The organism is Streptomyces sp. NPDC047061, assembly GCF_040643955.1.
Classification (GTDB): domain Bacteria; phylum Actinomycetota; class Actinomycetes; order Streptomycetales; family Streptomycetaceae; genus Streptomyces.
Genome location: NZ_JBEYVI010000050.1, coordinates 43,198 through 66,235, shown reverse-complemented (window position 1 = coordinate 66,235; position 23,038 = coordinate 43,198). Strand labels below are relative to the sequence as shown.

Genomic DNA, 23,038 nt, shown 5'->3' with positions numbered 1-23,038 from the left:
CGCCCGTGCGATCCTGACCAGGTGAACGCTCCCGAGATCCAGGTCGAAGTCGCCCCCGGGCTGGCCCTGTTCGTCCCGCACGCCCGCCGCGTGGGCGTCCACCCCCTCGGCGTCGACGGCGTCTCGACCCTCGGCCACGTCATCGAGTCCCTCGGCGTCCCGCTCACCGAGGTCGGCGCCCTGGTGGTGGACGGCCGGGAGGTCCCGCCGGGCCACATCCCGGCGCACGGCGAGTCGGTGGCCGTACACCCGGTACAGCGCCCGCAGCGGGTCCCCGGGGCTCCGCTCCGCTTCCTCCTCGACGTCCACCTCGGCACCCTCGCCCGCCGGCTCCGCCTCCTCGGCGTGGACACGGCGTACGAGTCGACGGACATCGGCGACCCGGCCCTCGCCGCCCGCTCGGCGGCCGAGAAACGCGTGCTGCTCAGCCGCGACCGGGGCCTGCTGCGCCGCCGCGAACTCTGGGCGGGCGCGTACGTCTACAGCACCAGCCCCGACGACCAGCTGCACGACGTCCTCGACCGGTTCGCCCCCGGCCTGCGCCCCTGGACCCGCTGCACGGCCTGCAACGGCCTGCTGAAGGAGGCGACGAAGGACGAGGTGGCGGACCAGCTGAAGGGCGGGACCCAGAAGTCGTACGACGTCTTCGCGCAGTGCGCGGAGTGCGGCCGGGCGTACTGGAAGGGCGCGCACCACGAGCAGCTGGAGGCCATCGTGGCACGCGCCCTCGCCGAGTTCGCCTGAACCGGCCCCGGTCCGGGGTCAGTTGCGGCCCAGCGCCCGGTACTCCCAGCCGGCCGCGCGCCACTGGGCGGGGTCGAGGGCGTGCCGGCCGTCCACGACCCGGCGCCGGCTCACCACGGCACCCATCGCCTCCGGGTCGATCTCCCGGAACTGCGTCCACTCGGTGAGCAGGACCACGACATCGGCGTCCGCGGCGGCCTGCAGCGCGTCCGTCCCGTACGCCAGCTCGGGGTGGACGCGGCGGGCGTTGTCCATCGCCACCGGGTCGTAGACCGTCACCTGCGCGCCGGCCCGGTGCAGGGTGGCGGCGACGTCCAGCGCCGGGGCGTCCCGGATGTCGTCGGAGTTGGGCTTGAAGGCCGCCCCGAGCGCGGCCACCTTCGTGCCGGCGAGTTCGCCGCCGACCAGCTCGCGGACCAGGTCCACGGTACGGGCCCGGCGGCGCTGGTTGATCGCGTCCACCTCGCGCAGGAAGGCGACCGCCTGGGAGACGTCCAGTTCCTCGGCGCGGTGGATGAACGCCCTGATGTCCTTGGGCAGGCAGCCGCCGCCGAAGCCCAGTCCCGGCTTCAGGAACCGGCCGCCGATCCGGTCGTCGTAGGCCAGCGCCTCCGCCAGCCGGTGCACGTCGGCGCCGGTGGCCTCGCAGACCTCCGCCATGGCGTTGATGTACGAGATCTTCGTGGCGAGGAAGGAGTTGGCGGCGACCTTGACCAGTTCGGCGGTCGGCAGGTCGGCGACCACCACCGGGGTGCCCTGGGCGATGACCGGGGCGAACGCGGCGCGCAGCTGCTGCTCCGCCCACGCGGACTCGGTGCCGAACACCAGCCGGTCGGGGTGCAGGGTGTCCTCCACCGCGAAGCCCTCGCGCAGGAACTCCGGGTTCCAGGCCAGCTCCACGGCGTCCCCGGCCGGGGCGGTGGTGCGGACCAGCTCCGCGAGGCGGGCCGCGGTGCCCACCGGCACCGTCGACTTCCCGACCACCAGGGCCCGGCGGTGCAGGTGCCGGGCCAGCTCGGTCACCGCGCCCTCCACGTAGCGCAGGTCCGCGGCGTAGGAACCGGGCTGCTGCGGGGTGCCCACGCAGATGAAGTGGATGTCGCCGAACTCCGCGGCCTCCGCGAGGCTCGTCGTGAAGTGCAGCCGGCCTGACTCCTGGGCCTTGACCAGGAGTTCGGGCAGCCCTGGCTCGAAGAACGGTACCTGCCCGGCTCTCAGCAGCTCGATCTTGCCGGGATCGACGTCGACGCCGAGCACCTCGTAGCCGAGCTCCGCCATGCACACGGCGTGCGTGGCGCCCAGGTAGCCGGTGCCGATGACGGTGAGACGGGGCGCGTGGGTGCTGTCGGGAAGAGTGTCCATGATGCCTCCGAGGGGATGTCCGAGCGGAAAGCGCGCATGCCGAGGACGCGCGTGGGTGAGGTGGGGGAAGGAAGGGGACTGCGCCGCGGGGGCCCGGGTGCGGACCGGGCCCCTCGCCGTCAGGAGGAACAGGCGACGTTGGCGAGGCCCTTCGCCGCGTCGCTGACCTTGTTGTCGCAGGTGACCTTGTTGTTCTCGACGGGCGCGAAGTGGAAGCCGTAGCCGGGGCCGTCCACCTGGGCGGTGTTGGCCTGGAACACGTTTCCGGTGCCCCAGCCGTCGAGGATCTGGTGGGTCTGGAAGCCGTCCTCACGGGAGTGACGGCCGGTGTTGCCCTTGATCAGCCAGTTGTTTCCCTTGACGTCGACCCAGGAGTCGTTGTGACCTCCGCTGAGGTCGGCGCCGTCGAAGGTGTTGCCCAGGAGAGAGCCCCCCGTGGTGCCCTCCTTGATGTCGACGGACTCCGCGGTGGTGTCGCTGACGTGGTTGCCGCGGATCACGTTGTCGTCGCTCTTGTCGGGCTTGCAGTCGGTGACGGTGCACCAGTTGGACTCGGCGGACCCGACGTAGATCCCCTCGCCGAACTGCTCCTTGCGCTTGCCCGTGGCGCGGACGGTGTTGCCCTCGACGACGTTGCCGGAGCTGAAGTCGCGCAGGTGGATGCCCTCGTCGCCGATGTTCTCGACGGTCAGGCCCTGGATGACGGTGCCCTGGACCTGGTCGGCCATGACCCCCTTCTGGGCGTTGCGCACGGTGAAGCCGATCAGCCGCCAGTGGCTGGCGCCGTCCAGGTGGAAGGCGTAGCCGCCGTCGACGTCCCCGGCGTCGATCACCGCGCCGGGGCCGCCGCACAGGAAGATCGGCCGGTCCGCCGTGCCGGGGGTGGCGGCGGTGAAGCGGTCCGAGTAGACCCCGTCCGCCATCTTGATGACGTCACCGGGCTGCGCCTGGTCCAGCGCGTCCTTCAGGGACTTGGCGTCGCTGACGGTGACGGTGGAGGCCGGGCACTTCACCGGCCCGGCGGCCAGGGCCGCGGCCGAGCCGGTCGCGGTGGGCGTGGCCGGCCCGTCGGTGGCCGTCGTGCCGCTCGGTGCCGGGTCGGAGGCCGTGGCGCCGGGATCACCGGGGTCGCCGGTGTCGTCCCCGTCGTCCGTGGGTTCGGCGACCGGGATGGTGGGGCCGGCGGTGGGACCGGCGCCGTACACGACGGGCCGGTCGTCGCCCGCGGAGACGCCGGCCACGATCAGCGCCAGCACCGAGATCACCAGGGCGGCCGAGGCCACCCACAGCGGCGGCCCGCCGGAGAGCCAGATCCGGCGCAGCCGCTCCACGGCGGGCTCACCCGCCGCAGAGCCACCGCCGTCGCCCGGCCCGTTGTCGGCCGGCCCGTTGCCACCCGGCCCGTTGCCGGCCGGAGCGCCGTCACCGGGCGGTGCTGCCGGGGCGTCGTCGCTCATTCGCTCATCACCGGCTCCCGTCGGCGGCCCGCCACGGCGATCTCGTCCGGCGGCGGGGCCGGCAGCGGCGCCTTGTCGGAGTACGGGTGGACGATGACGGCGCCCCGCCCGTTCGCCCGGCGCCTGCGCCGGCCCATGGCGGCCGAGAACAGGATGAGGAGCAGGATGCCCGTCCACAGCAGGGTCATCGGGCTCGCGTAGTGCTTGACCTTGACCCAGAAGGAGCTGGTGTCGTACCAGGCGAAGGTCTGGTTCTCCTTGATGTCGGCACCGCCGTGCGAGCGGCTGGAGTCCAGCGCGCTGGGGCCGACCCCGCCGATCACGTTGTAGGAGACCGTCGTGCCGTCCACGCCGCCGACCAGGCTGACCCCGTGGTTGGTGGCGTCCTGGACGGTGTTGCCGCGTATCTCGGCGGCCGAGTCGCGCACGTACACGCCGGTTTCCGGCCCGTCGATGATGTTGCCGGTGACGGTGGCACCGGTGACCCCGTCGCGTACCGAGATGCCCTGCCGGTTCTGGCCGGTCAGGCGGTTGCCGGTGATGGAGACCTTGTCCGCGGCGAGGCGGGCCACGATGCCCATGTCACCGCCCTCGATGCGGTTGTTCTGCACGCCGACGTCGAAGCCGCCGAGCACCTCGACGCCGTAGCGGCCGTTGTCCTTGGCCACGCTGTTGGCGACCGAGTTGGAGCCGTAGCTGTCGACGGCCTGCCCGGAGGCGGAGGGCCCCTCGGCGAGCGGCCTGCCGCTGAGCGTGTAGCCGTTGCCGCCGTTGCCCTCGGCGGTGGAGCCGCTGACCCGCACCTGCTGGGTGGCCCGGGAGAGGATGAAGCCGTCGCCGCCGTTGTCCTTGGCGACCGTGCGCTGCACGAGCGAGCTGGAGACGAACCGGTGCATGACCACCCCGTCCTCCAGGCTGTTCTCCACGGTCGTGTCGCTGATCTCGATCCCGGTCGCGCTGGAGATGAAGATCCCGAAGGCGTTGCCGGTGATGGTCGAGTGGGTGATCGACCCGGAGACGTAGGAGAGGCCGCCGGTGGAGAACCGGGCGTCGGGAGTGGTCAGTTCGCCCGACGGCATGGCCGTGACGTCACCGCTGGTGGTGTTCTGGTCGCCCGAGCCGTCCTGCGCGCGGGCCCGCTCGCGTGCGGTCTTGCCGTGCACCTGGCCGGTGTCCTCCAGCGAGCCGGTGTTCGGCCGGTCGGTGCCGGTGAGGCTGAGTCCGCCGGTGCGGCCGCTCCAGAACCCGAGGTTCGCGAGTTTGGCGTGGGTCATCTCGAACTGGCCGCCGATGGTACGGATGTAGGCGCGGCCGTCCCGGACGTCGCTGTCGGCCTTGTTGGCCTGCGGGTCCCAGCTGGTGATGGTGAGCGGCGCCTGGGAGGTGCCCTGGAGGGTGAGTTCGCCGCCGAAGGAGACGATGGAGACGAAGCCGGTGCGGTTGCTGGCCATCCGCAGGGTGAGGCCGCCCGGGTTGGACAGCTTCAGCTTGGCGCCGACGTTGAGGTAGATGTTCTCGGTCAGCAGGTACGAGCCGTCCTTGCGCCGCACGAAGGTCTGCGGGGCGAGTTTCAGCAGGTCGGCGATGGTGTAGGGGTTGCTGCGATCGGTGAGTACCAGGGTGTACCCGTTGTCGGTGTCCAGCCGGTACGGCACGGTCCACTTGGTGGACTGCAGGGGCGCCACCGAGGTGAACGCCCGTACCTGGTTGAGCCGGTGGTCCTCGTCGGCGACCAGCGCGGCCTGGGTCTCCGCGTCCTCGGCGGCCAGTTTCTGCTTCTTGTCGCCGTCCCCGTCGGCGTGGGCCGTGGCCGAGCTGCCCAGCAGCAGCGTCGCCGCCACCGCGAAGGCGCCCAGCAGGGCCGCCGTTCTGGCACCGGCCCGGCGCAGCCGGGTGCCGGGGCCGGGTCTTCTCTTCGTCCTGGGACACGTCATGAGGGGGGTGGTGGTCATGGCGTCAGATCACCTCGGGCTGGAGGGCGGAGTGGCTCTGGCCGCCGGCGGATCCGGAGAGCGTGGCGGCGCTCTGGCCCTCGCCCCCGATGCTGGTGCTGCTGCGGGTGAGCCAGCCCTGCTTGTTCATGGTGACGAAGGCGTACAGCTTGATCGGCAGCGAGATCATGATGACCACGAGGGCCGTCAGGGGCAGCAGGAAGATCTCCTGCGGGTGCCTGCGCAGGTGCGAGTAGCCGCGGACGGCCCGGCCCAGCAGCAGCCAGATCAGGGTGAGGACGATGCCGCGCGGGCTGAAGTCCAGCCGGCTCAGCAGCAGGTAGCCGAGGGCCATGCCCATGGTGACCGGGGTCAGCAGGATCTGCAGCACGGTGATCTTGGTGACCAGCGGGACCCGCCACAGCCAGCCCTTGTAGAGCGCGGTGAGGTAGCACCGGTAGGAGTTGCGGCTCCACCGGACGCGCTGCTTCACGAAGGCCCGGAAGGACGACGGGAACATCGAGATGGCCCGCGCGGAGGACTGGTGCACGGTCTTGTAGCCCGAGGCCAGCACCAGCCAGGTCAGCCGGCCGTCGTCGCCCGCCACACAGCGGCGGCCGAGGAAGAACTCGTTCTCCAGGTTCTCCAGCACCGGCAGCACCGCGGCACGTCGGTAGGCGGCGGTACGGCCGGACAGGCAGGCCACCGCACCGGCCCGGCCCATGGCCGGGACGTAGTCGTAGTAACGGAGGTTGACCAGCCAGTCGGCGATGCGGCGCCAGACGCTGGTGGTGCGCTGGTAGACGTTCTGCTGGGTGCCCACGCCGCCGACCGTCGGGTCCTCGAACGGCATCTGCACGGCGTCGAGCAGACCCGGCTCCCAGCGGGTGTCGGAGTCCACCAGGACGAGGAGCTCACTGGTGGCGGCGCGTATGCCGACCCCCAGGGCGGAACGTTTCCCCCTGTGCTCGAAGGCGAGCACCCGGACCCGCGGGTCCTCCACCAGCGACAGCCGGTGCAGTACCTCGTGGTCCTTGATGTCAGGAACGATGATGATCTCGGCCGGATCCTGGGCGAGCCAGGTCTCCAGGCACTCCAGCAGGATCTCGGGGTCTTCCCGGTAGGCCGGGACCACGACGGACACACTGGTACGGAAGTTGTTGACGACCGGCTTGGCGAACCGCGAGAGCACCGCCCGGTACAGCCAGAGCGCCCAGACGAAGAGTCCGGCAAGCCCCAGCGGCATCAGCTCCCGCCACGAAGTTTCCCCCACAGCCTCGACGATCCACGACCAGACCTGGTCGAAGAACTCGGACAAAGTTGCGCTCTCCCCCCACATAACACGACTGCCACGGCCCGAAATAAGACAGAACCGGGCACTGCTCCAGCGATGCTAGGGGCTCTCGGGTGAACGGCGATCACACAGAGCACAAACTTCGCTCACAGAGTCTTCACGCCTATCCCGCCCCACCCGTGACGGTGTGTCACACCTGTCACGGCATGAGCTGGATCTTATGAGGGTGATGTGAAGACCGTGAACTCTTCCGATAAATGGCATGTTTCAACGCAACGAGCGGAAAGCGCGCTCTATTCGAACATGCGCCCACTAGGGACCCCCACTGGAGCGCCCCGTCAGGGGCGCGGGGAACTGCGCGGCCCGCCCCCACGCACCCGCACCGGACCACCGCCCTCTGCCACTCAGCCCCCGAGTGCCGCCCGCAGCCGCTCCAGGTCGGTGGTCGGCGCGTCACACGTGAAATTGCGGCACACGTACGCGGCCGCCTCCCCGCCGACCAGCGGCCGCCCCCCGAGCAGCGGGAACTCGTCACTCCCCTGAGTCCCGACCGCCACGACCGCACCGGGCGCGGTACCCAGCAGCGCCGTGCGGTGCAAGGCGGCCGTGCGGGGGTCCGTGGCCGGCCCCACGACCGCCACCTCGCGCGGACCGTCGAGCAGCGCCTCGGCGACCGCGAGCCCCCACCCGATGAAGCGCGGCACGCGCGGTCCGAGCGTGCCGACGATCCCCAACGCCCTTTCCGCGGCGGTGCGATGAGGTTCGGACCCGGTGTGGGCCGCATAGCCGAGCAGGGCGCCGGCCGCGGCGGTCCAGCCGGAGGGCGTGGCGTTGTCGGTCGGGTCCTGCGGCCGGCGGATCAGCTGCTCGGCGTCGGCGGCCGTGTCGTAGAGGGCGCCGCTCTCCGGACTCTCCTGGTCGGTGAAGCGGGCCAGGACATGGCCGAGGAGGAGCCCGGCGAACTCCAGCCAGACGCCCTCGCCGGTCACGGAGGCGAGCGCGAGGAAGCCCTCGGCGACGTCGCCGTAGTCCTCCAGCACGCCGGCGTTGGCGCCGACCCTGCCGTCCTTGCTGGTGCGGGCGATCCGCGCATGGTCGTCGAGATGGAGCCGTACGAGGAGATCGGCGGCGCCGACGGCGGCCTCGACCAGGTCGGGGCGGTCGAAGTAGGCGCCGGTCTCGGCGAGTGCGGCGACGGCGAGGCCGTTCCAGGCGGCGACGACCTTGTCGTCACGGCCCGGGGCCGGGCGGCCGGCCCGGGCGGCCAGCAGCCGCTGCTTGACGGCCTCGACCCGCGCGGCGTCGAACACGCCTTCCTGCTGCGGGAGTTGAAGAACCGACTGGCCGTGCTCGAAGGTGCCCTCCGCGGTGACCCCGAAGTACTGGGCGGCCAGGTCCGCGTCCTCCTCCCCCAGGACCTCGCGGAGCTGTGCGGGCGTCCACGCGTAGTACGCGCCCTCGACGTGCCGCCCGCTCCCGTCGTCGCTGTCGGCGTCCAGCGCGGAGGCGAACCCGCCCTCGGCGGTGCGCAGTTCGCGGACCATGAAGTCGGCGGTCTCCAGGGCGACCCGGCGGGCCAGCTCGGACCCGGTGGCCCGCCACAGGTGGGCGTACACCCGGCACAGCAGGGCGTTGTCGTAGAGCATCTTCTCGAAGTGCGGCACGACCCAGTCGCGGTCGACGGAGTAACGGGCGAAGCCGCCGCCGAGCTGGTCGTAGAGGCCGCCGCGGGCCATCCGCTCACAGGTGTCCACGGCCATCTGCAGCGCACCTTCGGAACCGGTCCGGGCGTGGTGCCGCAGCAGGAACTCGATGACCATGGACGGCGGGAACTTGGGGGCGCCGCCGAACCCGCCGCGCTGCGGGTCGTACTCGCGGGTGAGCCCGAGCAGCGCCTGGGCGAGCTCCCCCTCACCGGGCGGCCGGCCGCCCTGGTGCCCGAGCTCCCGCTGGGCCAGATCACGGACGATCTTCCCGGCGACCTCGGCGACCTCCTCCCGCCGGTCGGCCCACGCGGCCCGGACCCCCTCCAGCACCTGCCGGAACGAGGGCATCCCGTGGCGGGGGGCGGGCGGGAAGTACGTGCCGAAGTAGAAGGGTTCGGCGTCCGGAGTGAGAAACACGGTCATGGGCCAGCCACCCTGCCCGGTGGCGGCCTGCACGGCCTCCATGTAGACGGCATCGACATCCGGCCGCTCCTCGCGGTCGACCTTGATGTTGACGAAGTGCTCGTTGAGGTAGCCGGCGGTTGCCTCGTCCTCGAAGGACTCGTGGGCCATCACATGGCACCAGTGGCAGGAGCTGTACCCGACGCTCAGCAGCACGGGCTTGTTCGCGGTCCGCGCGGCCTCGAAGGCTTCGGCCGACCAGGGCCACCAGTCGACGGGGTTGTAGGCGTGCTGGAGAAGGTACGGGGACGTCTCATGGGCCAGTCGGTTCACCCTCCAACTCTCCCACGGCCTCGGGAGCCGCGTAGAAGCGCAGATTCACCCGGCGTGCCCCTTCGGGGACGGCGTCGTCGGGGTGGCCGTAGCGGTCGAGGAGTTCGTGGTAGGCGCGTACGAAGTCGTGGAGGTCGCTCTTCGTCATCCAGGTACCGGTGCGCTGCACCTGGGCCCACCCCTGCGGGCCGCGGTACTCCTCGTGGGCGCGGCGGAAGAGCCTGGTGTCGACCTCGATCCTGAGGAGGGCGAGGTGCTCGGCCGCCGCGTACTCCTCGGCCGTCATGGTGGCCGGGTCGGGTGTGGTGTGGCTGAAGGGCAGGCTCCGCCACCAGCGCTCCCGGCCGCCCGACTTCTCCGGGATCTCCTCGATGAGCTTCTGCTCGGCGAGTTTGCGCAGGTGGTAGCTGGTGGTGCCGGAGCTCTCCCCGAGCTCGCGGGCGAGCACGGTGGAGTTGGCCTCGCCGTGCCGGCCGAGGTAGTCGAGGATCCGGCGGCGCAGGGGGTTGCCGAGGGACTTGTAGAGGGCGGTGCGCTCCAGGCTGGTCATCTCGGCGGGGGCGGCTGGTGTCTCGGCGGGGGCTGCGGGCTCTGCGGCGGGGGCAGCGGGCGCCTCGGCGGGGGCTGCGGGCTCGGGTGCTCCGGCCGTCCGGGGTGTGCCGTCGGTCATGCGGCCACGGTAGCCCCGGCCGCCGGGAACCCTGAGACAACCCTGACGCTCCCCGAACCTTCCCCGACCCTTCCCCGATGTCTGCCGAATTTTCTTTGCAGAATTTTCTCTGCGGTCTAGCGTGGGGGCATGGCGGAGGAGCCGGGCGATTCACAGGTTCCACAGCCACGGATCCGGAACAAGGCGAGGGGGATCAGGTGTTGAACCGTTTAACGGCGATGCGGACCCGAAGGACGAAGCGGATGAGGCGGCTGAAGCGGTGGGCACTGATCCTTCTCGGATCGTCCGCCGTGCTGCTCGTGCCGTGGATGGTGGTGCTGGCGCTGACGCTGCCCACCAAGACCGAGGTCCACAACTGGGCGGTGGCCTGGATCGGGCTGGACGTCCTGATGGCGGCGGGATGCGCGGCGACGGCCGTGCTGGGGTTGCGGGGCGATGCGCGAGCCCGCCTCACCGCGTCGGCGACGGCATCGGTCGCCGTTCTGGACGCATGGTTCGACATAACGACGTCGGCGGTGGGCACGGAGCTGCTGGAGGCGCTGGCGAGCGCCGTGGCGGAGGCGGGGCTGGCGGCGGCCTGCGTGTACCTGGCTCTGTCGAAGGGGTGGGGGCGGATGTCCGCGCACCCCGGCGGGGCCGCCCGGTAGTTCGTCGCCGCCGTCGCCGATCCGGACGCCGTCATGACCGCTCGATCTTCACGGCGGTGCCGTAGAGGACGTAGGCGTCCGAGAAGCCCGAGGCAGGGCTCACCGCGAGGCGGACCCCGATGACCGCGTCCGCGCCTTCGATCACGGCGTTGCGGGCGAGCGCGTTCAGGGCTTCCTCCATCTCGTTCCTCCTCATCCAGACGAACCAGGCGCGGACGATGCGATACCCGGCCAGTGGAAGGGTGTCCGTCGTGTAGAGCTGGATCTGCCGCCCGGGTCCGGGCGCGTTCTGTGCCATACGTCACCGTCCTCGATCCGAGTGCCGGGCGGATGCGGTCGTGAGGCGGTTGGAGAGCCCGTCGAAGCCTCGGCCGGGCCGCGCTCCCGACGGTCCGCGCCCGCCGACTTCCGCGACGGGTATTCCCTCGCTCTGTGCGGGTCATGTCATCGAGGGTCATGTCGTCCAGGGTTGTGTTGTCCAGGGCCGTCTCGTCGGCCGAGGGAGCCGGAGCCCCGCTGCCGTCCGCGTGCCGACGCGAGGACCTCCGGTGCACGAAGGGACCGCCACCGAACCCTCACCGATCGCCTGATCGCCGCCCCCTCGCCATCACGACCCTTCGCAAGGACACTTGTAGACAAAGGAGTTGCCGCTGGAGGGGGACGGGACATGCGGGACGCCCATCGGGCGGAAGCCGATCGGCTGCTGGTGCGGGCCGTGGAGGAGGAGGTCCGCCGTTCGGGCGGCCGCGTCGACGGACAGGTGCTGCTGTCCCGCGCGCGCGGCGGGCTGGAGGAGATGGAGCGGACGGCCGCCGAGGAGTACGCGGCGTACACCCTGGCCCTCGACGAGACGGAGGCGGGCCGGCCGAGCTTCGGCCGCCGCTACGCCAAGGAGGGCTCCGGAACTCCCCTGCTGGTCGCGGCCGTCGCGGCGGTCGCCGCCACCGTCGCCGACCTCTCCCTGGGCACCGGGGCGGCCACGGCCCTGGGCGCGGGCGTGGCCGCAGGAGTGATCGGTGCGGCCGCCACGGTCGTCAAGGTCGCCGGTTCGCATCTGCCGGCCGCTCATCACCACGCCGGCGCGGCCGGTCAGCCCGGCGGTCCCGAGCAGCTGCGGCTGCAGTGGCTGACCGCGCTGGAGGTGCGGGGCATCCGGCCGTTCCTCGATCAGCAGCGGGTGCTCAGCGCCTCCACGGGGCCGAAGAAGCAGGGTCCCGGGCTGCGCGGCGCGGACAAGAGCGCGGCGGCCCGCAGGCGTACGGTGCTGCAGCAGTCGTTCGGTCAACTGCCGTCTCCGGACGGAATGTTCGCCGGCCGGCAGCAGGAGCTGGCGCGGATCCGGCAGTGGGCGCAGGCGGCCCGGGCGGCCACGGAGACCCGTCCGACGGTCGTGGTGCTGCACGGGGAGCCGGGCTCCGGCCGTACCGCCCTCGCGGTCCGGGCCACCCACGAGCTGAGGGACCTCTTCCGGGGTGCGGTCGTGGTGGATCTGCGGGGTGCCAGCCAGGAGGAGCCGCCGCTGTCCACGCGGGACGCCCTGCTGCATCTGCTCAACCGGCTGGGCGCCCCGCGTGAGCAGCTGCTGTTCCGTGAGCGTTCCTCCGCCGACCAGCAGGTGAAGCGGCTGAGCGAGCTGTACCACCAGCACCTGACGGGTCTTCCGGTGACGATCGTGCTGGACGACGCCTCGGACCCCGAGCAGGTGCGCATGCTGGTGCCGGAGCGTTCCGACAGCCTGGTCCTGGTCACCGCCCGGGACCAGCTCGACCTCCCCGCCGACCTGCCGGCCTGGGTGCACCGGCTGCCGGTCACGGCGCTGGACGCGGCCGGCGCGGAGGAGCTGCTGGACGCGGCGGCCCAGGACACGTCGGGGCCGTACGACGCGCAGTCCGCGGACCGGATCCGGGAGTTGTGCGGCGGGCTGCCGCTGGCGCTGCGGGTGGCGGGTTCGTCGCTGGGCTCGCGTTCGCCGCTGCAGCTCGCCACCGACCTGGGCGCGTACGGTCCGGTCGGGCCCGTGGAGCGGGTGTTGTGGCTGCGGTACACCGACCAGTCGGAGACCGGGCGCCGGCTGCTGAGAAGGCTGGCGCTGGCGGGCCGGGCCTCGCTGGGCGTGGCGGCCGCGGCCGCGCTGCTGGGCGCGGACGAGGCGGAGGCGACCCGTCACCTGGTCACGCTCGCCCAGGCCGGTCTGATCGACCATGTCCGCGGCAGCCGGTACCGCCTGCACGACCTGGTCCGCTCCTTCGCCCAGTCCCGTCTCCTGGACGAGGAGACCCCGGCCGACCGCACGGCGGCGCAGCAGCGGCTGATCGTGAACTACGCGGAGCTCGCCGACTCGGTGCTGCGCCTGGTCGACGGGAACATGTCGACCCGCTCGGACCGGTTCAGCCCGCACGGCTTCACCTCCCTCGACGAGGCGCTGCGCTGGCTGGACGACGAGTCGAGCTTCATCACGGCCGCCCTGCGGCATGCGGAGGGCGTCGACCAGGCGGCCGTGCAGAACCTGCTGGGCGCGTTGTGCGACTACTGCCTGCTGCGCGGCGACCTCTACCGGCTCGGTGAGATCAGCGAGTTGGCGCAAGCGGTCGACCAGGGTCTCCTTGTCCGCTCGGTGCAGTGGCGTACCGGTATCGCGGCCCGTCAGCTGGGCGAGCTGGACAAGGCCCGCACCACCCTCACCTCCGTCGTCGACCTCTACCTGGAGGCGCATCACGACGCCGGCGCGGCCCGTGCGCTGTGCTCGCTCGGGATCACCCTGCACCACCAGGGCCACCTCACCGAGGCGGCGGCCAAGCTCCAGGAGGCCCTGGACCTGCAGGCTCCGCCCGAGCTGGCCACCGACCGGGCGTGGACGATGCACGCGCTGGCGGCGGTGCAGCGCGACCGAGCCCGGCTGTCGGAGGCCCTCGACCTGCTCAGCCGCTCGCTCGTCCTGCACCGGGAGGGCGGTTCGGTGCACGGCGAGGCCTGGGCGCACTTCCAGCTCGGCCAGCTGGCGCTGCGCATGGGCGACGTACCGCGGGCGGAGCGGGAACTGCGGGCCGCGCTGGACCGCTACGGCCGTACCCGCGACGCCCGTGGCGAGGCCTGGGCACTGACCCAGCTGGCCCGGGCCCGACTGGTGGACGGCGACCCGTCCCCAGCGGTCGACGGCCTCCGTCAGGCGGCGTCCCGGCACCGCGAGAACGAGGACGCGCGCGGCGAGGCCTGGACGGTCTACTACCTGGGCCAGGCCCTGGAGGAGACCGGCAACCTCGACCTGGCGGTCCGCGAGCTGGAGCGCTCGCGCACGATGTTCTCCCGTATGCGGGACGTGTACGGCCTGGCCTGCGCCCGCCATCACTCGGCCCGCGTCACCCGCGACCAGCGGGCGGCCCAGACCGGCTCACTGCGCAACTCGGGCTTCGCCCGCCAGCTCCTCGTCGACGCCCGCGCCGACTTCCAGCGCATCGGTGTCGTCCACGGCGAGGCCTGGACCTGTCTGGAGCTGGCCGTCGTCGACGCCGGCAACACCCGCACCCAGCAGGCCCTCGCGCTGTGCGACGAGGCGGTCGCCCTGTTCACGTCGTACGGCGACCGGCGCGGTGAGGACTGGGCCCGCTTCCTGCGCTGCACCCTGCTCCCCTACGCCGCGCCCGGCGGTGTGGAGGTGGGCACCGCCGTCGCCCAGGAGGACCTGGCCCAGCTGGCCCGCACCGCGCACCCGCTGCGCGACGAGAAGCTGGCCGAGTACGTCACGGCGTACGGGCTGCTCCTGGACCGCGGGGTGCATCTGGAGTCGGGCTGGCAGGCGTGGCGTCTGGGCATGGTGCCCAGCCGGCACGCCCGTGAGGTGATGGGCGTGCCGGTGCCGGCCGCGGCGTGACGCCGGTCAGCCCTTGCGGTCGGCCTGTGCGGTCAGCTTTTGCGGTCGGCCGGCGCCGCGGAGTCCGCCCCGCCCGGGGCGGACTCCTTGAAGTCGACCTTCTGCATGTGCTTGTTCATGGACTTCATCAGGCCCCAGACGGCCACGGCCATCACCGCGAAGACGATGAAGCCGAGGACTCCGGGGGTGACCTTGTTCTCGTCGACCTCCTTGGCGAGGGGGACGAGGTGCGTCAGTGCCAGGCTTGCGCTCATGTCAGGCATTGTCGCGGATGCCCGCAAAGAGGTCGTCCTCGGGGAGGGAAGTATCGACGAGGGACTTCGCGAGCTCGTACTCCTCGGTCGGCCAGACCTCCTTCTGGAGGTCCATCGGCACCTTGAACCAGCCGCCGTCCGGGTCGATCTGCGTGGCGTGCGCGATCAGCGCCTTGTCACGGATCTCGAAGAAGTCCGCGCACGGGATGTGCGTGGTCAGGGTGCGCTCGGTGCGCTCGAACTCGTTCCACCGCTTCAGCCAGTCCCCGTACGGCGACTCCAGGCCGCGCTCCAGCATGGCGTTGTGCAGGGCCTCGGTGCGCGGGCGGTTGAAGCCCTGGTTGTAGTACAGCTTCTGCGGCTGGAAGACCGGCCCGAACTCGGCCTCGGGGTACTTCTCGGCGTCCGCGGCGCCCTCGAAGGCCACCATCGAGATCTTGTGGGTCATGATGTGGTCGGGGTGCGGGTAGCCGCCGTTCTCGTCGTAGGTGGTGATCGCCTGCGGACGGAACGCGCGGATCTTGCGGACCAGCTCACCGGCCGCCTTGTCGACGTCCTCCAGGGCGAAGCAGCCCTCGGGCAGCGGCGGCAGCGGGTCGCCCTCGGGCAGACCGGAGTCGACGAAGCCGAGCCACTCCTGCTTGACGCCGAGGATCTCGCGGGCCTCGTCCATCTCCTTCTTGCGTACCTCGTGGATGTGCTCCTCGATGTACTTGTCGCCCTGCAGCTTGGGATTGAGGATGGAGCCGCGCTCCCCGCCCGTGCAGGTCACGACCAGCACGTCCACCCCCTCGGACACGTACTTCGCCATGGTGGCCGCGCCCTTGCTCGACTCGTCGTCGGGGTGGGCGTGGACGGCCATCAGTCGCAGCTGGTCAGTCAAGACTCAATCCTTGGTAAGTCGGCGCCCCGGTAGCTCGGGGGCAATCGGCGGCTTCTATAGTGACCGAATCGGGGGGCGAATAATTCCGGGGTCCGGAGGACGATCATGAGTACCGCGAGCACGCGCCTGCCCGAGGGCCGTTACGGCACTTCCTCGGACGAGCGCGCCGACCGCAGACTCAAGGTCGCCGGTGCGGTCCTCGGCGCACTGCTGCTGGTCCTGGTCGGCTACTGGGCCTACCACTACGTCGTGCAGAACAAGATCAGCGCCCAGGTCGTCACCTTCGACGCCTCGGACAACGCGGTCAAGGTACATCTGGAGGTCCACAAGGACTCCGGTGCCTCCGGCTACTGCACGCTGCGCTCCCAGGCGGCGGACGGCTCCGAGGTGGGCCGGGCGGACTTCCACTTCACCGGTTCCGCGTCCGAGATCGACAGGGTCGTCACGCTCCGTACGACGGCCCGGGGCACCACGGCGGAGCTGCTCGGCTGCCACGCCGACTGACGTCAGCCACAATACGTAGGCGCTGACCTGCGTTGACGTAATTCTGATGGCTTATGTCCTCCCCCTTCCGCCGTTGAATTGTTAGGCTCGTGGTTTCGCCCTTCCGTGAAGGAACATGCTTCTGGGTAGGGCGATGCTTTGTATTCCCAGTACCTACGAGGAGCACCTGTGACCCAGACCAGCGAGAACGTCACCTGGCTGACCCAGGAGGCGTACAACCAGCTCAAGGCCGAGCTGGAGTACCTGTCTGGTCCCGCGCGCGCTGAGGTCGTCGCCAAGATCGCGGCCGCGCGCGAGGAGGGCGACCTGCGCGAGAACGGCGGGTACCACGCGGCCAAGGAGGAGCAGGGCAAGCAGGAGCTCCGGGTGCGCCAGCTGACCCAGCTCCTGGAGACCGCCAAGGTCGGCGAGGCCCCGGCGTCCGCGGACGGCGCCGTCGCGCCCGGCATGGTGGTGACCATCGCCTTCGACGGTGACGAGGACGACACCATGACCTTCCTCCTCGCCTCCCGCGAGTACGCCAGCGCCGACATCGAGACCTACTCCCCGCAGTCGCCCCTGGGCACCGGGGTGATCGGCCACAAGGTGGGCGAGAACGCGGAGTACGAGCTGCCGAACGGCAAGAAGGCCTCGGTGAAGATCCTCAAGGCCGAGCCCTACTCGGGCTGACACGGACAAGCACAGGCCCCGGCGTCCGCGGGACGCCGGGGGCTCTGCCGTGCCGTGCGTCAGGCGGTGGCGGAGCGGTACTTGCGGACCGCCAGCGTCCGGAATATCGCGATGATCAGGACCGAGTAGATCAGTGACGCCCACACCGGGTGCTGCATCGGCCAGGCGCCCGACAGGGACTGGCCGGGGTTGCCGAAGAGCACCCGGCAGGCCTGCACGGTGGCGCTGAACGGGTTCCACTCGGCGATGTGCCGCAGCCACGGGGTCATGTGGCTGGTGTCCACGAACGCGTTCGAGATGAAGGTGACCGGGAACAGCCAGATCAGTCCGCTGGAGGTGGCCGCCTCGGGGGTGCGGACGGACATGCCGATCAGGGCGCCGATCCAGGTGAACGCGTAGCCGAGCAGGAGCAGCAGGGCGAAGGCGGCGAGGACCTTGCCGGCGTTGGTGTCGCCGTTCGTCCCGACGCGCCAGCCGACGATCAGGGCGACCACGGCGAGGACCACCAGGGTCAGCGCCGTCTGCACCAGGTCGGCGAGCGTGCGCCCGGTCAGCACCGCACCGCGTGCCATCGGCAGGGAGCGGAAGCGGTCGATGAGGCCCTTGTGCATGTCGTCGGCGATGCCGGCTCCGGAGCTGGCCGTCGCGAAGGTGACGGTCTGCGCGAAGATGCCGGCCATCAGGAAGTTCTTGTAGTCGGTGGCGCTGGTGCTGCCGCCGATCTGCATGGAACCGCCGAAGACGTAGGTGAACAGCACCACGAACATGATGGGCTGGATCAGCCCGTAGATGATCATCTCGGGGATCCGGGACATGCGGATCAGGTTGCGTTTCGCGACCACCATCGAGTCGCGGAACGACTGGGTCACTGCGTTGCCGGGGGCGGCCGGCACCCGCGCGGTGTCGCTGACGGCACTCACTTCACGGCCTCCTTGCGGGTGTTCTTCCTGGTCCCCTGCTTGGTCTCCCGCGCGCCGTTGTCCTCGGGTTTCTCCTCGGCCACGTGTCCGGTCAGGGACAGGAAGACGTCGTCGAGGGTGGGGCGGCGCAGGGCGATGTCGTCGATCTCGATGCCCCGGGAGTCCAGCTCGCGGATGACCTCGGCGAGCAGCTTGGCGCCGCCGGTGACGGGCACCGTGAGCCTGCGGGTGTGCTCCTCGACGGTGGTGTCGCCCTTGCCGAAGCCGCGCAGCACCTCCGCGGCGGTGCCGATGTGCTCGCGCTCGTGCACCACGACCTCGACGCGCTCGCCGCCGGTGCGGGCCTTGAGCTCGTCGGAGGTGCCCGTGGCGATGACCTTGCCGTGGTCGACGACCGCGATGTCGTGGGCGAGGTGGTCCGCCTCTTCCAGGTACTGGGTGGTGAGCAGCAGGGTCGTGCCGCCGGAGACCAGTTGCTGGATGACCTCCCACAGTTGCTGGCGGTTGCGGGGGTCGAGGCCGGTGGTCGGCTCGTCCATGAACATGACCGGCGGGGAGACGACGAGGGCGGCGGCGAGGTCGAGGCGGCGGCGCATGCCGCCGGAGTAGGTCTTGGTGGGGCGGTCGGCCGCGTCGGTGAGGTGGAACTGCTCCAGCAGCTCGACCGCGCGAGCCTTGGCCTGCTTGGCCCGCATCTGGTAGAGCTGGCCGACCATCTGCAGGTTCTCGCGGCCGGTGAGGTATTCGTCGACCGCGGCGAACTGTCCGGACAGGCCGATGGAGCGGCGTACGGCGTCAGGTTGCCTGAGCACGTCCATGCCCGCGACGACGGCCCGGCCGCTGTCGGGGCGGAGCAGGGTCGTCAGGCAGCGGACGGCTGTCGTCTTGCCCGCGCCGTTCGGCCCGAGCAGTCCGAGGACCGTGCCTTCGGGGACGTCGAGGTCGACGCCGTCCAAAGCCCTTACGTCACCGAAGGTCTTGACCAGGCCTTCGGCATAGATGGCGCCTGGCATATGGGTCTCCACGTCGTCGGGGATTCTGCGAGAAAGAGTAGATATGCGGCCCTCGGCCCGCCTATGGTTTTCCGCCGGCGCGACGGCAGGGATGGACGGGCGGTGGCGGGCAGCCTTGGCCACGCGACACACCATAACGCGATGTATCGCGTCCGTCGACGGATTTTCCCGAACGAGTGAATGAATGGTGACCGACCTGGACGTTCACCGCGGCGAGCGGAAGCCGGGGGCACCGTCGGCGGTACGGCCGCCCCGGCTGCCCCTGCCGCCCGGCCGTCTCTGCCGCCCCGCGGCCTCTCGCCCCCTCAGTCGATGACCGTGTAACCGGCCTCGCGCAGCGCCTGCTGGACCTCGACGCAGTGCTCCGGGCCCTTGGTCTCCAGGAGCAGCTCCACCTCCGCCTCGGTGAGCCCGAGCCGGGGGTCGGTCCGGACATGGCCCACGTCGAGGACGTTGGCGTCCGCCACCGACAGCACCCCGAGGAGCGTGGCGAGGGCGCCGGGACGGTCGGTCAGCCGCAGCCGTACGGCGAGGTAGCGGCCCTGCGCGGCCATGCCGTGCCGCAGGACGCGCTGCAGCAGCACCGGGTCGACGTTCCCGCCGGAGAGCACCGCGACGACGGGTCCGTGGAAGGCGCCGGGTTCGCCCAGCAGCGCCGCGACCGGGCTGGCCCCGGCCGGTTCCACGACCATCTTGGCCCGCTCCAGGCACAGCAGCAGCGCGGCGGAGAGCTGGTCCTCGCTGACCGTGCGGACCTCGTCGACCAGTTCCTCGACGATCGCGAACGGCACGTCACCGGGCCGTCCGACCTTGATGCCGTCGGCCATCGTCGCCGGGTTCGCCACCGTGACCGGGCGCCCGGCCGCCAGCGAGGGCGGGTACGCGGCCGCGCCCTCCGCCTGGACGCCGACGATCCGCACGTCCGGCCGGACCGCCTTCACGGCGACCGCGATCCCGGCCGCGAGACCACCGCCGCCGACACCGACGACGATCGTGCCGACCTCGGGGCACTGGTCCAGGATCTCCAGCCCGACCGTGCCCTGACCGGCGATGATGTCCGGGTGGTCGAAGGGGTGGATGAACACCGCCCCCGTCTCGGCCGCGTACTCCTCGGCGGCGGCCAGCGTCTCGTCGACCACCTGGCCGTGCAGCCGCACCTCCGCGCCGTAGTCGAGGGTGGCGCTGATCTTGGGCAGCGGGGCGCCCTTGGGCATGAACACCGTCGCGTGCACGCCCAGCAGCGACGAGGCCAGCGCCACACCCTGCGCGTGGTTCCCGGCGCTCGCGGCCACGACTCCGGCGGCGCGCTCCTCGGGCAGCAGCCCGGCGATCCGGACGTAGGCGCCGCGCAGCTTGAAGGAACCGGTCCGCTGAAGGTTCTCGCACTTGAGGTGCACCGGCGAGCCGACCAGCTGGGACAGATGCCTGCTGCTCTCCATCGCGGTCGCCCGCGCCACGCCCGTGAGCATCTTCTGGGCACCGCGTACATCGTCGAGGGTGACGGGGCGCAAGGAGTCAGCCGTGCTGTAGCTCATGACTCAAGTCTCGCAGTTCACAGGCCGAAGGCGCGGGTGTGACCAAGCTCCGAGACCGGTTTGCGCAGCGCCGGTACGGCTCGCCCCCTGTCCGCGTACTCTGTCCCCCACATCAGCACTCTTCATGAAGTGAGCTCCCCGCCATGCCCACAACACCTGAAATGTCGATGGACATGACGACCGTCGGTGACAGCGGTCTCCTCGACACGCTGCAGCACGAGGTGGCGGTGTTCGCCCGCCGTGCCGAACAGACCCGGCTGGGCGGTGTCGGGCAGGTGCGCAACTCCATGGACCGCGCCGCGTATCTGCTGCTCAACCGCCTGGACAAGGAAGGCCCCATGGGGGTCAAGGCGCTCGCGGCGAGCATGGGGATCGACTCGTCCACGGTCACCCGGCAGGTGGCTCCGCTGGTCGACACCGGGCTCGTCAAGCGGACCTCGCACCCCGAGGACGGCCGGGCCGTGGTGCTCCAGCTGTCCCCGCGCGGGCTGTCCCGGCTGGAGGAAGTACGTTCGTCCCGGCGTCAGTTGATGGCGGAGTTGACGCAGGACTGGGAGCCGCAGGAGCGCGAGGCGTTCTGCGCGCTGCTCACCCGATTCAACAGCGCGCTGTCCGCGCGGATGGCCGTGCCGCCGGGCACGGACGCGCCGCCGGCCTCCTGACCGTCCGGCCCGGCACCGACGCCCGCCGGCCTCCTGACCGTCCGCATCCGTCACGCACACGTGGCGCGCGGCTCTTGACCGTGAGCCCGCCCCTGGCCTCATATGAGACCGGGCCCTGTCGTACCCGTGTCCGGGGCCCGCGGTCGGGGAGGCAAGGTGCGCGATCGGCAGGTGTTGCAAGACGCCCGCCGGGCCCGGGAGTTCGAGGCGTTCGTCGCGGGCGCGGCAGGACGGCTGCTGCATGCCGCCACCCTGCTGACCGCCGAGGCGCCGGACACCAACCCCCGTGCGCGACGTCTGCTGACTCTCGCGCTCGCGCACACGTACGCGTGCTGGGACCGGCTGCGCGGTGAGGATCCGTACGACCGGGCCCGTCAGTACCTCGCCCTGCGCTTCGCCAACTCCGCGTGGCACCAGTACGGCGGCCCGCTCGGCCGCGGCCGAGCGCACCCGCGCAGCGCCCTCGCCGTGCTCACGCCCCGGGAGCGCCTGATCCTGGTGCTGCGGTTGTACGAGGGGGTCGCCGAGGAGCAGACGGCGGCGCTGCTCGGCATGCCCACCGAACGCGTGCACGCCCTCTGCGACCGGGCGACGGCCACCCTGCTGCATCCGCCGCGCAAGGCGGCGCCCACGGTGCTGGGGGCGAAGGTGGCGCCGTCGTGAACCGCGTCGAACGCGAGGCCGCGGCCCGGCGGATCATGGACCAGGCGCCGCCCTCGGTACCGCCCGATCTCTACGGCGAGGTCCTGCGCCGGGGCCGCCGGATGCTGCGGCGCCGGCGCCGGGCGCGCCGCCTGCTGTGGCTGCTGCTGTGCGCGGCGGCGGTGGCGTTCGCGGTCTGGGCGGCGACGGTGCATCCGTGGGTGGAGCCGCCGTCCACGACGACTCCGCCCATCGTCGGCTGGTGAACCGGCCGGCCGGTAGGACCGAACGGGCCCGGCCGACCGGACTAGCCGAGCGCCTGCTGCAGGTCTTCCAGCAGGTCGTCGACGTTCTCGATGCCCACGGACAGCCGCACCAGGTCGGCGGGCACCTCCAGGGCGGAACCGGCCGCCGAGGCGTGCGTCATCCGTCCCGGGTGCTCGATCAGGGACTCGACGCCACCCAGGGACTCGCCGAGCGTGAACACCTTCGCGCGGTTGCAGACCTCGACGGCCGCCTCCTCGCCGCCCGTGACCTGGAAGGACACCATGCCGCCGAACGCCTTCATCTGCTTGGCGGCGGTCTCGTGCCCCGGGTGCTCGGGCAGGCCCGGGTACAGGACCCGCGTCACGCGCGCGTGCCGGCTCAGCATGTCGGCGATCTTCGTGGCGTTCTCGCTGTGCCGGTCCATGCGCACCGCGAGCGTCTTGGTGCCGCGCAGCACCAGCCACGAGTCGAACGGGCCGGCGACCGCGCCCATCGCGTTCTGGTGGTACGCCAGCTCCTCGCCGAGCGTCTGGTCCGACACGATCAGCGCGCCGCCGACCACGTCCGAGTGACCGCCCATGTACTTCGTCAGCGAGTGCACGACGACGTCCGCGCCGAGCGAGAGCGGCTGCTGGAGGTAGGGCGTGGCGAAGGTGTTGTCGACGACGAGCCGGGCGCCCGCGTCGTGGGCGACCTGGGCGACGGCGGCGATGTCGGTGATGCCGAGCAGCGGGTTGGAGGGGGTCTCCACCCAGACCGCCTTGGTCTTCGGGGTGATCGCGGCCCGCACGGCGGACGGGTCGCTGGTGTCGGCGACGGACCACTCCACGCCCCACCGGGAGACGACCTTCGCGAACAGCCGGAACGTGCCGCCGTAGGCGTCGTTCGGGATGACCACGTGGTCACCGGGGCTGAGCAGCGTGCGCAGCAGGGCGTCCTCGGCCGCCAGTCCGGACGCGAACGCGAGACCGCGCCGGCCGCCTTCCAGCGCGGCGAGGTTCTCCTCGAGGGCGGTCCTGGTGGGGTTGGCGCTGCGGCTGTACTCGTAGCCGCCGCGCAGGCCGCCGACGCCGTCCTGCTTGTAGGTCGAGACCTGGTAGATAGGCGGTACGACCGCACCGGTGAGGGGGTCCGCCGTGTTGCCCGCGTGGATGGCGAGCGTCTCGAAGTGCTGACTGATGTGGTGCCTGTCGCTCATGGTTGACGAGCCTAGTGCTCCGACGGCCCCGGCGCGTCGTCCACAGGTCGGGGCGGCGGTTGTCCACAGGTCAGGGC

At 71.4% G+C, this 23,038-nt stretch carries 21 protein-coding genes; 8 read left to right on the top strand and 13 right to left on the bottom strand.

Annotated elements, in window-relative coordinates; translation table 11 throughout:
• The first annotated feature begins 21 nt into the window (after positions 1-21).
• Positions 22-744 carry a Mut7-C RNAse domain-containing protein gene (locus ABZ887_RS43940; RefSeq protein WP_361303585.1) on the top strand — a complete coding sequence of 241 codons (723 nt, stop codon included), beginning with the start codon at positions 22-24 and terminating at the stop codon, positions 742-744.
• An 18-nt stretch (positions 745-762) separates the two neighbouring features.
• On the opposite strand, the gene ABZ887_RS43935 is transcribed toward ABZ887_RS43940, so the two are convergent.
• From ABZ887_RS43935 to ABZ887_RS43910, 6 genes are all read right to left on the bottom strand, one after another.
• Positions 763-2,106 (bottom strand): UDP-glucose/GDP-mannose dehydrogenase family protein, encoded by a 1,344-nt coding sequence (locus ABZ887_RS43935; protein ID WP_361303582.1) that lies wholly within the window; start codon positions 2,104-2,106, stop codon positions 763-765.
• 119 nt (positions 2,107-2,225) lie between these two features.
• On the bottom strand, positions 2,226-3,563 hold the full coding sequence (locus tag ABZ887_RS43930; protein ID WP_361303579.1) for a right-handed parallel beta-helix repeat-containing protein: 1,338 nt from the start codon (positions 3,561-3,563) through the stop codon (positions 2,226-2,228).
• Positions 3,560-5,515 (bottom strand): right-handed parallel beta-helix repeat-containing protein, encoded by a 1,956-nt coding sequence (locus tag ABZ887_RS43925; protein ID WP_361303576.1) that lies wholly within the window; start codon positions 5,513-5,515, stop codon positions 3,560-3,562. The genes ABZ887_RS43930 and ABZ887_RS43925 overlap by 4 nt, the downstream gene beginning before the upstream one ends.
• Before the next feature lie 4 nt (positions 5,516-5,519).
• Positions 5,520-6,812 carry a glycosyltransferase family 2 protein gene (locus ABZ887_RS43920; protein WP_361303573.1) on the bottom strand — a complete coding sequence of 431 codons (1,293 nt, stop codon included), beginning with the start codon at positions 6,810-6,812 and terminating at the stop codon, positions 5,520-5,522.
• A 380-nt stretch (positions 6,813-7,192) separates the two neighbouring features.
• Positions 7,193-9,229 carry a thioredoxin domain-containing protein gene (locus ABZ887_RS43915; RefSeq protein WP_361303570.1) on the bottom strand — a complete coding sequence of 679 codons (2,037 nt, stop codon included), beginning with the start codon at positions 9,227-9,229 and terminating at the stop codon, positions 7,193-7,195.
• Positions 9,210-9,899, bottom strand: coding sequence for a helix-turn-helix domain-containing protein (locus tag ABZ887_RS43910; protein WP_361303567.1), 690 nt, complete (start codon positions 9,897-9,899; stop codon positions 9,210-9,212). The genes ABZ887_RS43915 and ABZ887_RS43910 overlap by 20 nt, the downstream gene beginning before the upstream one ends.
• A 242-nt stretch (positions 9,900-10,141) precedes the next feature.
• Between ABZ887_RS43910 and ABZ887_RS43905 the strand changes: the two genes are divergently transcribed.
• Positions 10,142-10,546 (top strand): hypothetical protein, encoded by a 405-nt coding sequence (locus ABZ887_RS43905; RefSeq protein ID WP_361303564.1) that lies wholly within the window; start codon positions 10,142-10,144, stop codon positions 10,544-10,546.
• 31 nt (positions 10,547-10,577) lie between these two features.
• On the opposite strand, the gene ABZ887_RS43900 is transcribed toward ABZ887_RS43905, so the two are convergent.
• Positions 10,578-10,844, bottom strand: coding sequence for a heavy metal-binding domain-containing protein (locus ABZ887_RS43900; protein WP_361303561.1), 267 nt, complete (start codon positions 10,842-10,844; stop codon positions 10,578-10,580).
• A gap of 369 nt (positions 10,845-11,213) precedes the next feature.
• Between ABZ887_RS43900 and ABZ887_RS43895 the strand changes: the two genes are divergently transcribed.
• The gene (locus ABZ887_RS43895; RefSeq protein ID WP_361303558.1) at positions 11,214-14,414 is read left to right on the top strand and encodes a tetratricopeptide repeat protein; all 3,201 of its coding nucleotides are present in this window, start codon (positions 11,214-11,216) and stop codon (positions 14,412-14,414) included.
• Positions 14,415-14,446: 32 nt separating this feature from the next.
• On the opposite strand, the gene ABZ887_RS43890 is transcribed toward ABZ887_RS43895, so the two are convergent.
• Complete coding sequence (locus ABZ887_RS43890; protein WP_361303555.1) at positions 14,447-14,668, bottom strand: hypothetical protein; 222 nt, start codon at positions 14,666-14,668, stop codon at positions 14,447-14,449.
• A 1-nt stretch (position 14,669) separates the two neighbouring features.
• The gene (mca, locus tag ABZ887_RS43885; protein WP_361303552.1) at positions 14,670-15,551 is read right to left on the bottom strand and encodes a mycothiol conjugate amidase Mca; all 882 of its coding nucleotides are present in this window, start codon (positions 15,549-15,551) and stop codon (positions 14,670-14,672) included.
• A gap of 105 nt (positions 15,552-15,656) precedes the next feature.
• Between mca and ABZ887_RS43880 the strand changes: the two genes are divergently transcribed.
• Together ABZ887_RS43880 and greA are read left to right on the top strand one after the other, a co-directional pair.
• Positions 15,657-16,055: a DUF4307 domain-containing protein gene (locus tag ABZ887_RS43880; protein ID WP_361303549.1), complete on the top strand. Its 399-nt coding sequence runs from the start codon at positions 15,657-15,659 to the stop codon at positions 16,053-16,055.
• 168 nt (positions 16,056-16,223) lie between these two features.
• Positions 16,224-16,724, top strand: a complete 501-nt coding sequence (gene greA, locus ABZ887_RS43875) for a transcription elongation factor GreA (protein ID WP_089099139.1) — start codon at positions 16,224-16,226, stop codon at positions 16,722-16,724.
• A 59-nt stretch (positions 16,725-16,783) separates the two neighbouring features.
• Here the strand turns inward: greA and ABZ887_RS43870 are convergent, their stop codons facing one another.
• From ABZ887_RS43870 to ilvA, 3 genes are all read right to left on the bottom strand, one after another.
• Complete coding sequence (locus ABZ887_RS43870; protein WP_361303546.1) at positions 16,784-17,644, bottom strand: ABC transporter permease; 861 nt, start codon at positions 17,642-17,644, stop codon at positions 16,784-16,786.
• Positions 17,641-18,657: an ATP-binding cassette domain-containing protein gene (locus ABZ887_RS43865; protein ID WP_361303543.1), complete on the bottom strand. Its 1,017-nt coding sequence runs from the start codon at positions 18,655-18,657 to the stop codon at positions 17,641-17,643. Before ABZ887_RS43865 ends, ABZ887_RS43870 begins: the two co-directional genes overlap by 4 nt.
• Positions 18,658-18,962: 305 nt before the next feature.
• Entirely contained in the window at positions 18,963-20,192 is a 1,230-nt protein-coding gene (ilvA, locus tag ABZ887_RS43860) for a threonine ammonia-lyase (RefSeq protein WP_361303540.1), read from the bottom strand.
• A 167-nt stretch (positions 20,193-20,359) separates the two neighbouring features.
• Here ilvA and ABZ887_RS43855 point away from each other — a divergent pair, with 167 nt between their 5' ends.
• From ABZ887_RS43855 to ABZ887_RS43845, 3 genes are all read left to right on the top strand, one after another.
• Positions 20,360-20,854 (top strand): MarR family transcriptional regulator, encoded by a 495-nt coding sequence (locus ABZ887_RS43855; protein WP_361303633.1) that lies wholly within the window; start codon positions 20,360-20,362, stop codon positions 20,852-20,854.
• A 156-nt stretch (positions 20,855-21,010) separates the two neighbouring features.
• Positions 21,011-21,517 carry a sigma factor-like helix-turn-helix DNA-binding protein gene (locus ABZ887_RS43850; protein ID WP_361303537.1) on the top strand — a complete coding sequence of 169 codons (507 nt, stop codon included), beginning with the start codon at positions 21,011-21,013 and terminating at the stop codon, positions 21,515-21,517.
• Entirely contained in the window at positions 21,514-21,762 is a 249-nt protein-coding gene (locus tag ABZ887_RS43845) for a hypothetical protein (protein WP_361303534.1), read from the top strand. The genes ABZ887_RS43850 and ABZ887_RS43845 overlap by 4 nt, the downstream gene beginning before the upstream one ends.
• Positions 21,763-21,803: 41 nt before the next feature.
• Here ABZ887_RS43845 and ABZ887_RS43840 read toward each other — a convergent pair whose 3' ends face one another.
• Positions 21,804-22,961 (bottom strand): cystathionine gamma-synthase, encoded by a 1,158-nt coding sequence (locus ABZ887_RS43840; protein WP_089099143.1) that lies wholly within the window; start codon positions 22,959-22,961, stop codon positions 21,804-21,806.
• Positions 22,962-23,038 lie beyond the last annotated feature (77 nt).

Bases quoted from the DNA above. Each gene is read 5' to 3' on its own strand.
- ABZ887_RS43935 (WP_361303582.1), bottom strand. From the start codon at position 2,106: ATGGACACTCTTCCCGACAGCACCCACGCGCCCCGTCTCACCGTCATC.
- ABZ887_RS43930 (WP_361303579.1), bottom strand. From the start codon at position 3,563: ATGAGCGACGACGCCCCGGCAGCACCGCCCGGTGACGGCGCTCCGGCC.
- ABZ887_RS43925 (WP_361303576.1), bottom strand. From the start codon at position 5,515: ATGACCACCACCCCCCTCATGACGTGTCCCAGGACGAAGAGAAGACCC.
- ABZ887_RS43910 (WP_361303567.1), bottom strand. From the start codon at position 9,899: ATGACCGACGGCACACCCCGGACGGCCGGAGCACCCGAGCCCGCAGCC.
- ABZ887_RS43905 (WP_361303564.1), top strand. From the start codon at position 10,142: ATGAGGCGGCTGAAGCGGTGGGCACTGATCCTTCTCGGATCGTCCGCC.
- ABZ887_RS43900 (WP_361303561.1), bottom strand. From the start codon at position 10,844: ATGGCACAGAACGCGCCCGGACCCGGGCGGCAGATCCAGCTCTACACG.
- ABZ887_RS43895 (WP_361303558.1), top strand. From the start codon at position 11,214: ATGCGGGACGCCCATCGGGCGGAAGCCGATCGGCTGCTGGTGCGGGCC.
- ABZ887_RS43890 (WP_361303555.1), bottom strand. From the start codon at position 14,668: ATGAGCGCAAGCCTGGCACTGACGCACCTCGTCCCCCTCGCCAAGGAG.
- ABZ887_RS43880 (WP_361303549.1), top strand. From the start codon at position 15,657: ATGAGTACCGCGAGCACGCGCCTGCCCGAGGGCCGTTACGGCACTTCC.
- ABZ887_RS43865 (WP_361303543.1), bottom strand. From the start codon at position 18,657: ATGCCAGGCGCCATCTATGCCGAAGGCCTGGTCAAGACCTTCGGTGAC.
- ilvA (WP_361303540.1), bottom strand. From the start codon at position 20,192: ATGAGCTACAGCACGGCTGACTCCTTGCGCCCCGTCACCCTCGACGAT.
- ABZ887_RS43855 (WP_361303633.1), top strand. From the start codon at position 20,360: ATGGACATGACGACCGTCGGTGACAGCGGTCTCCTCGACACGCTGCAG.
- ABZ887_RS43840 (WP_089099143.1), bottom strand. From the start codon at position 22,961: ATGAGCGACAGGCACCACATCAGTCAGCACTTCGAGACGCTCGCCATC.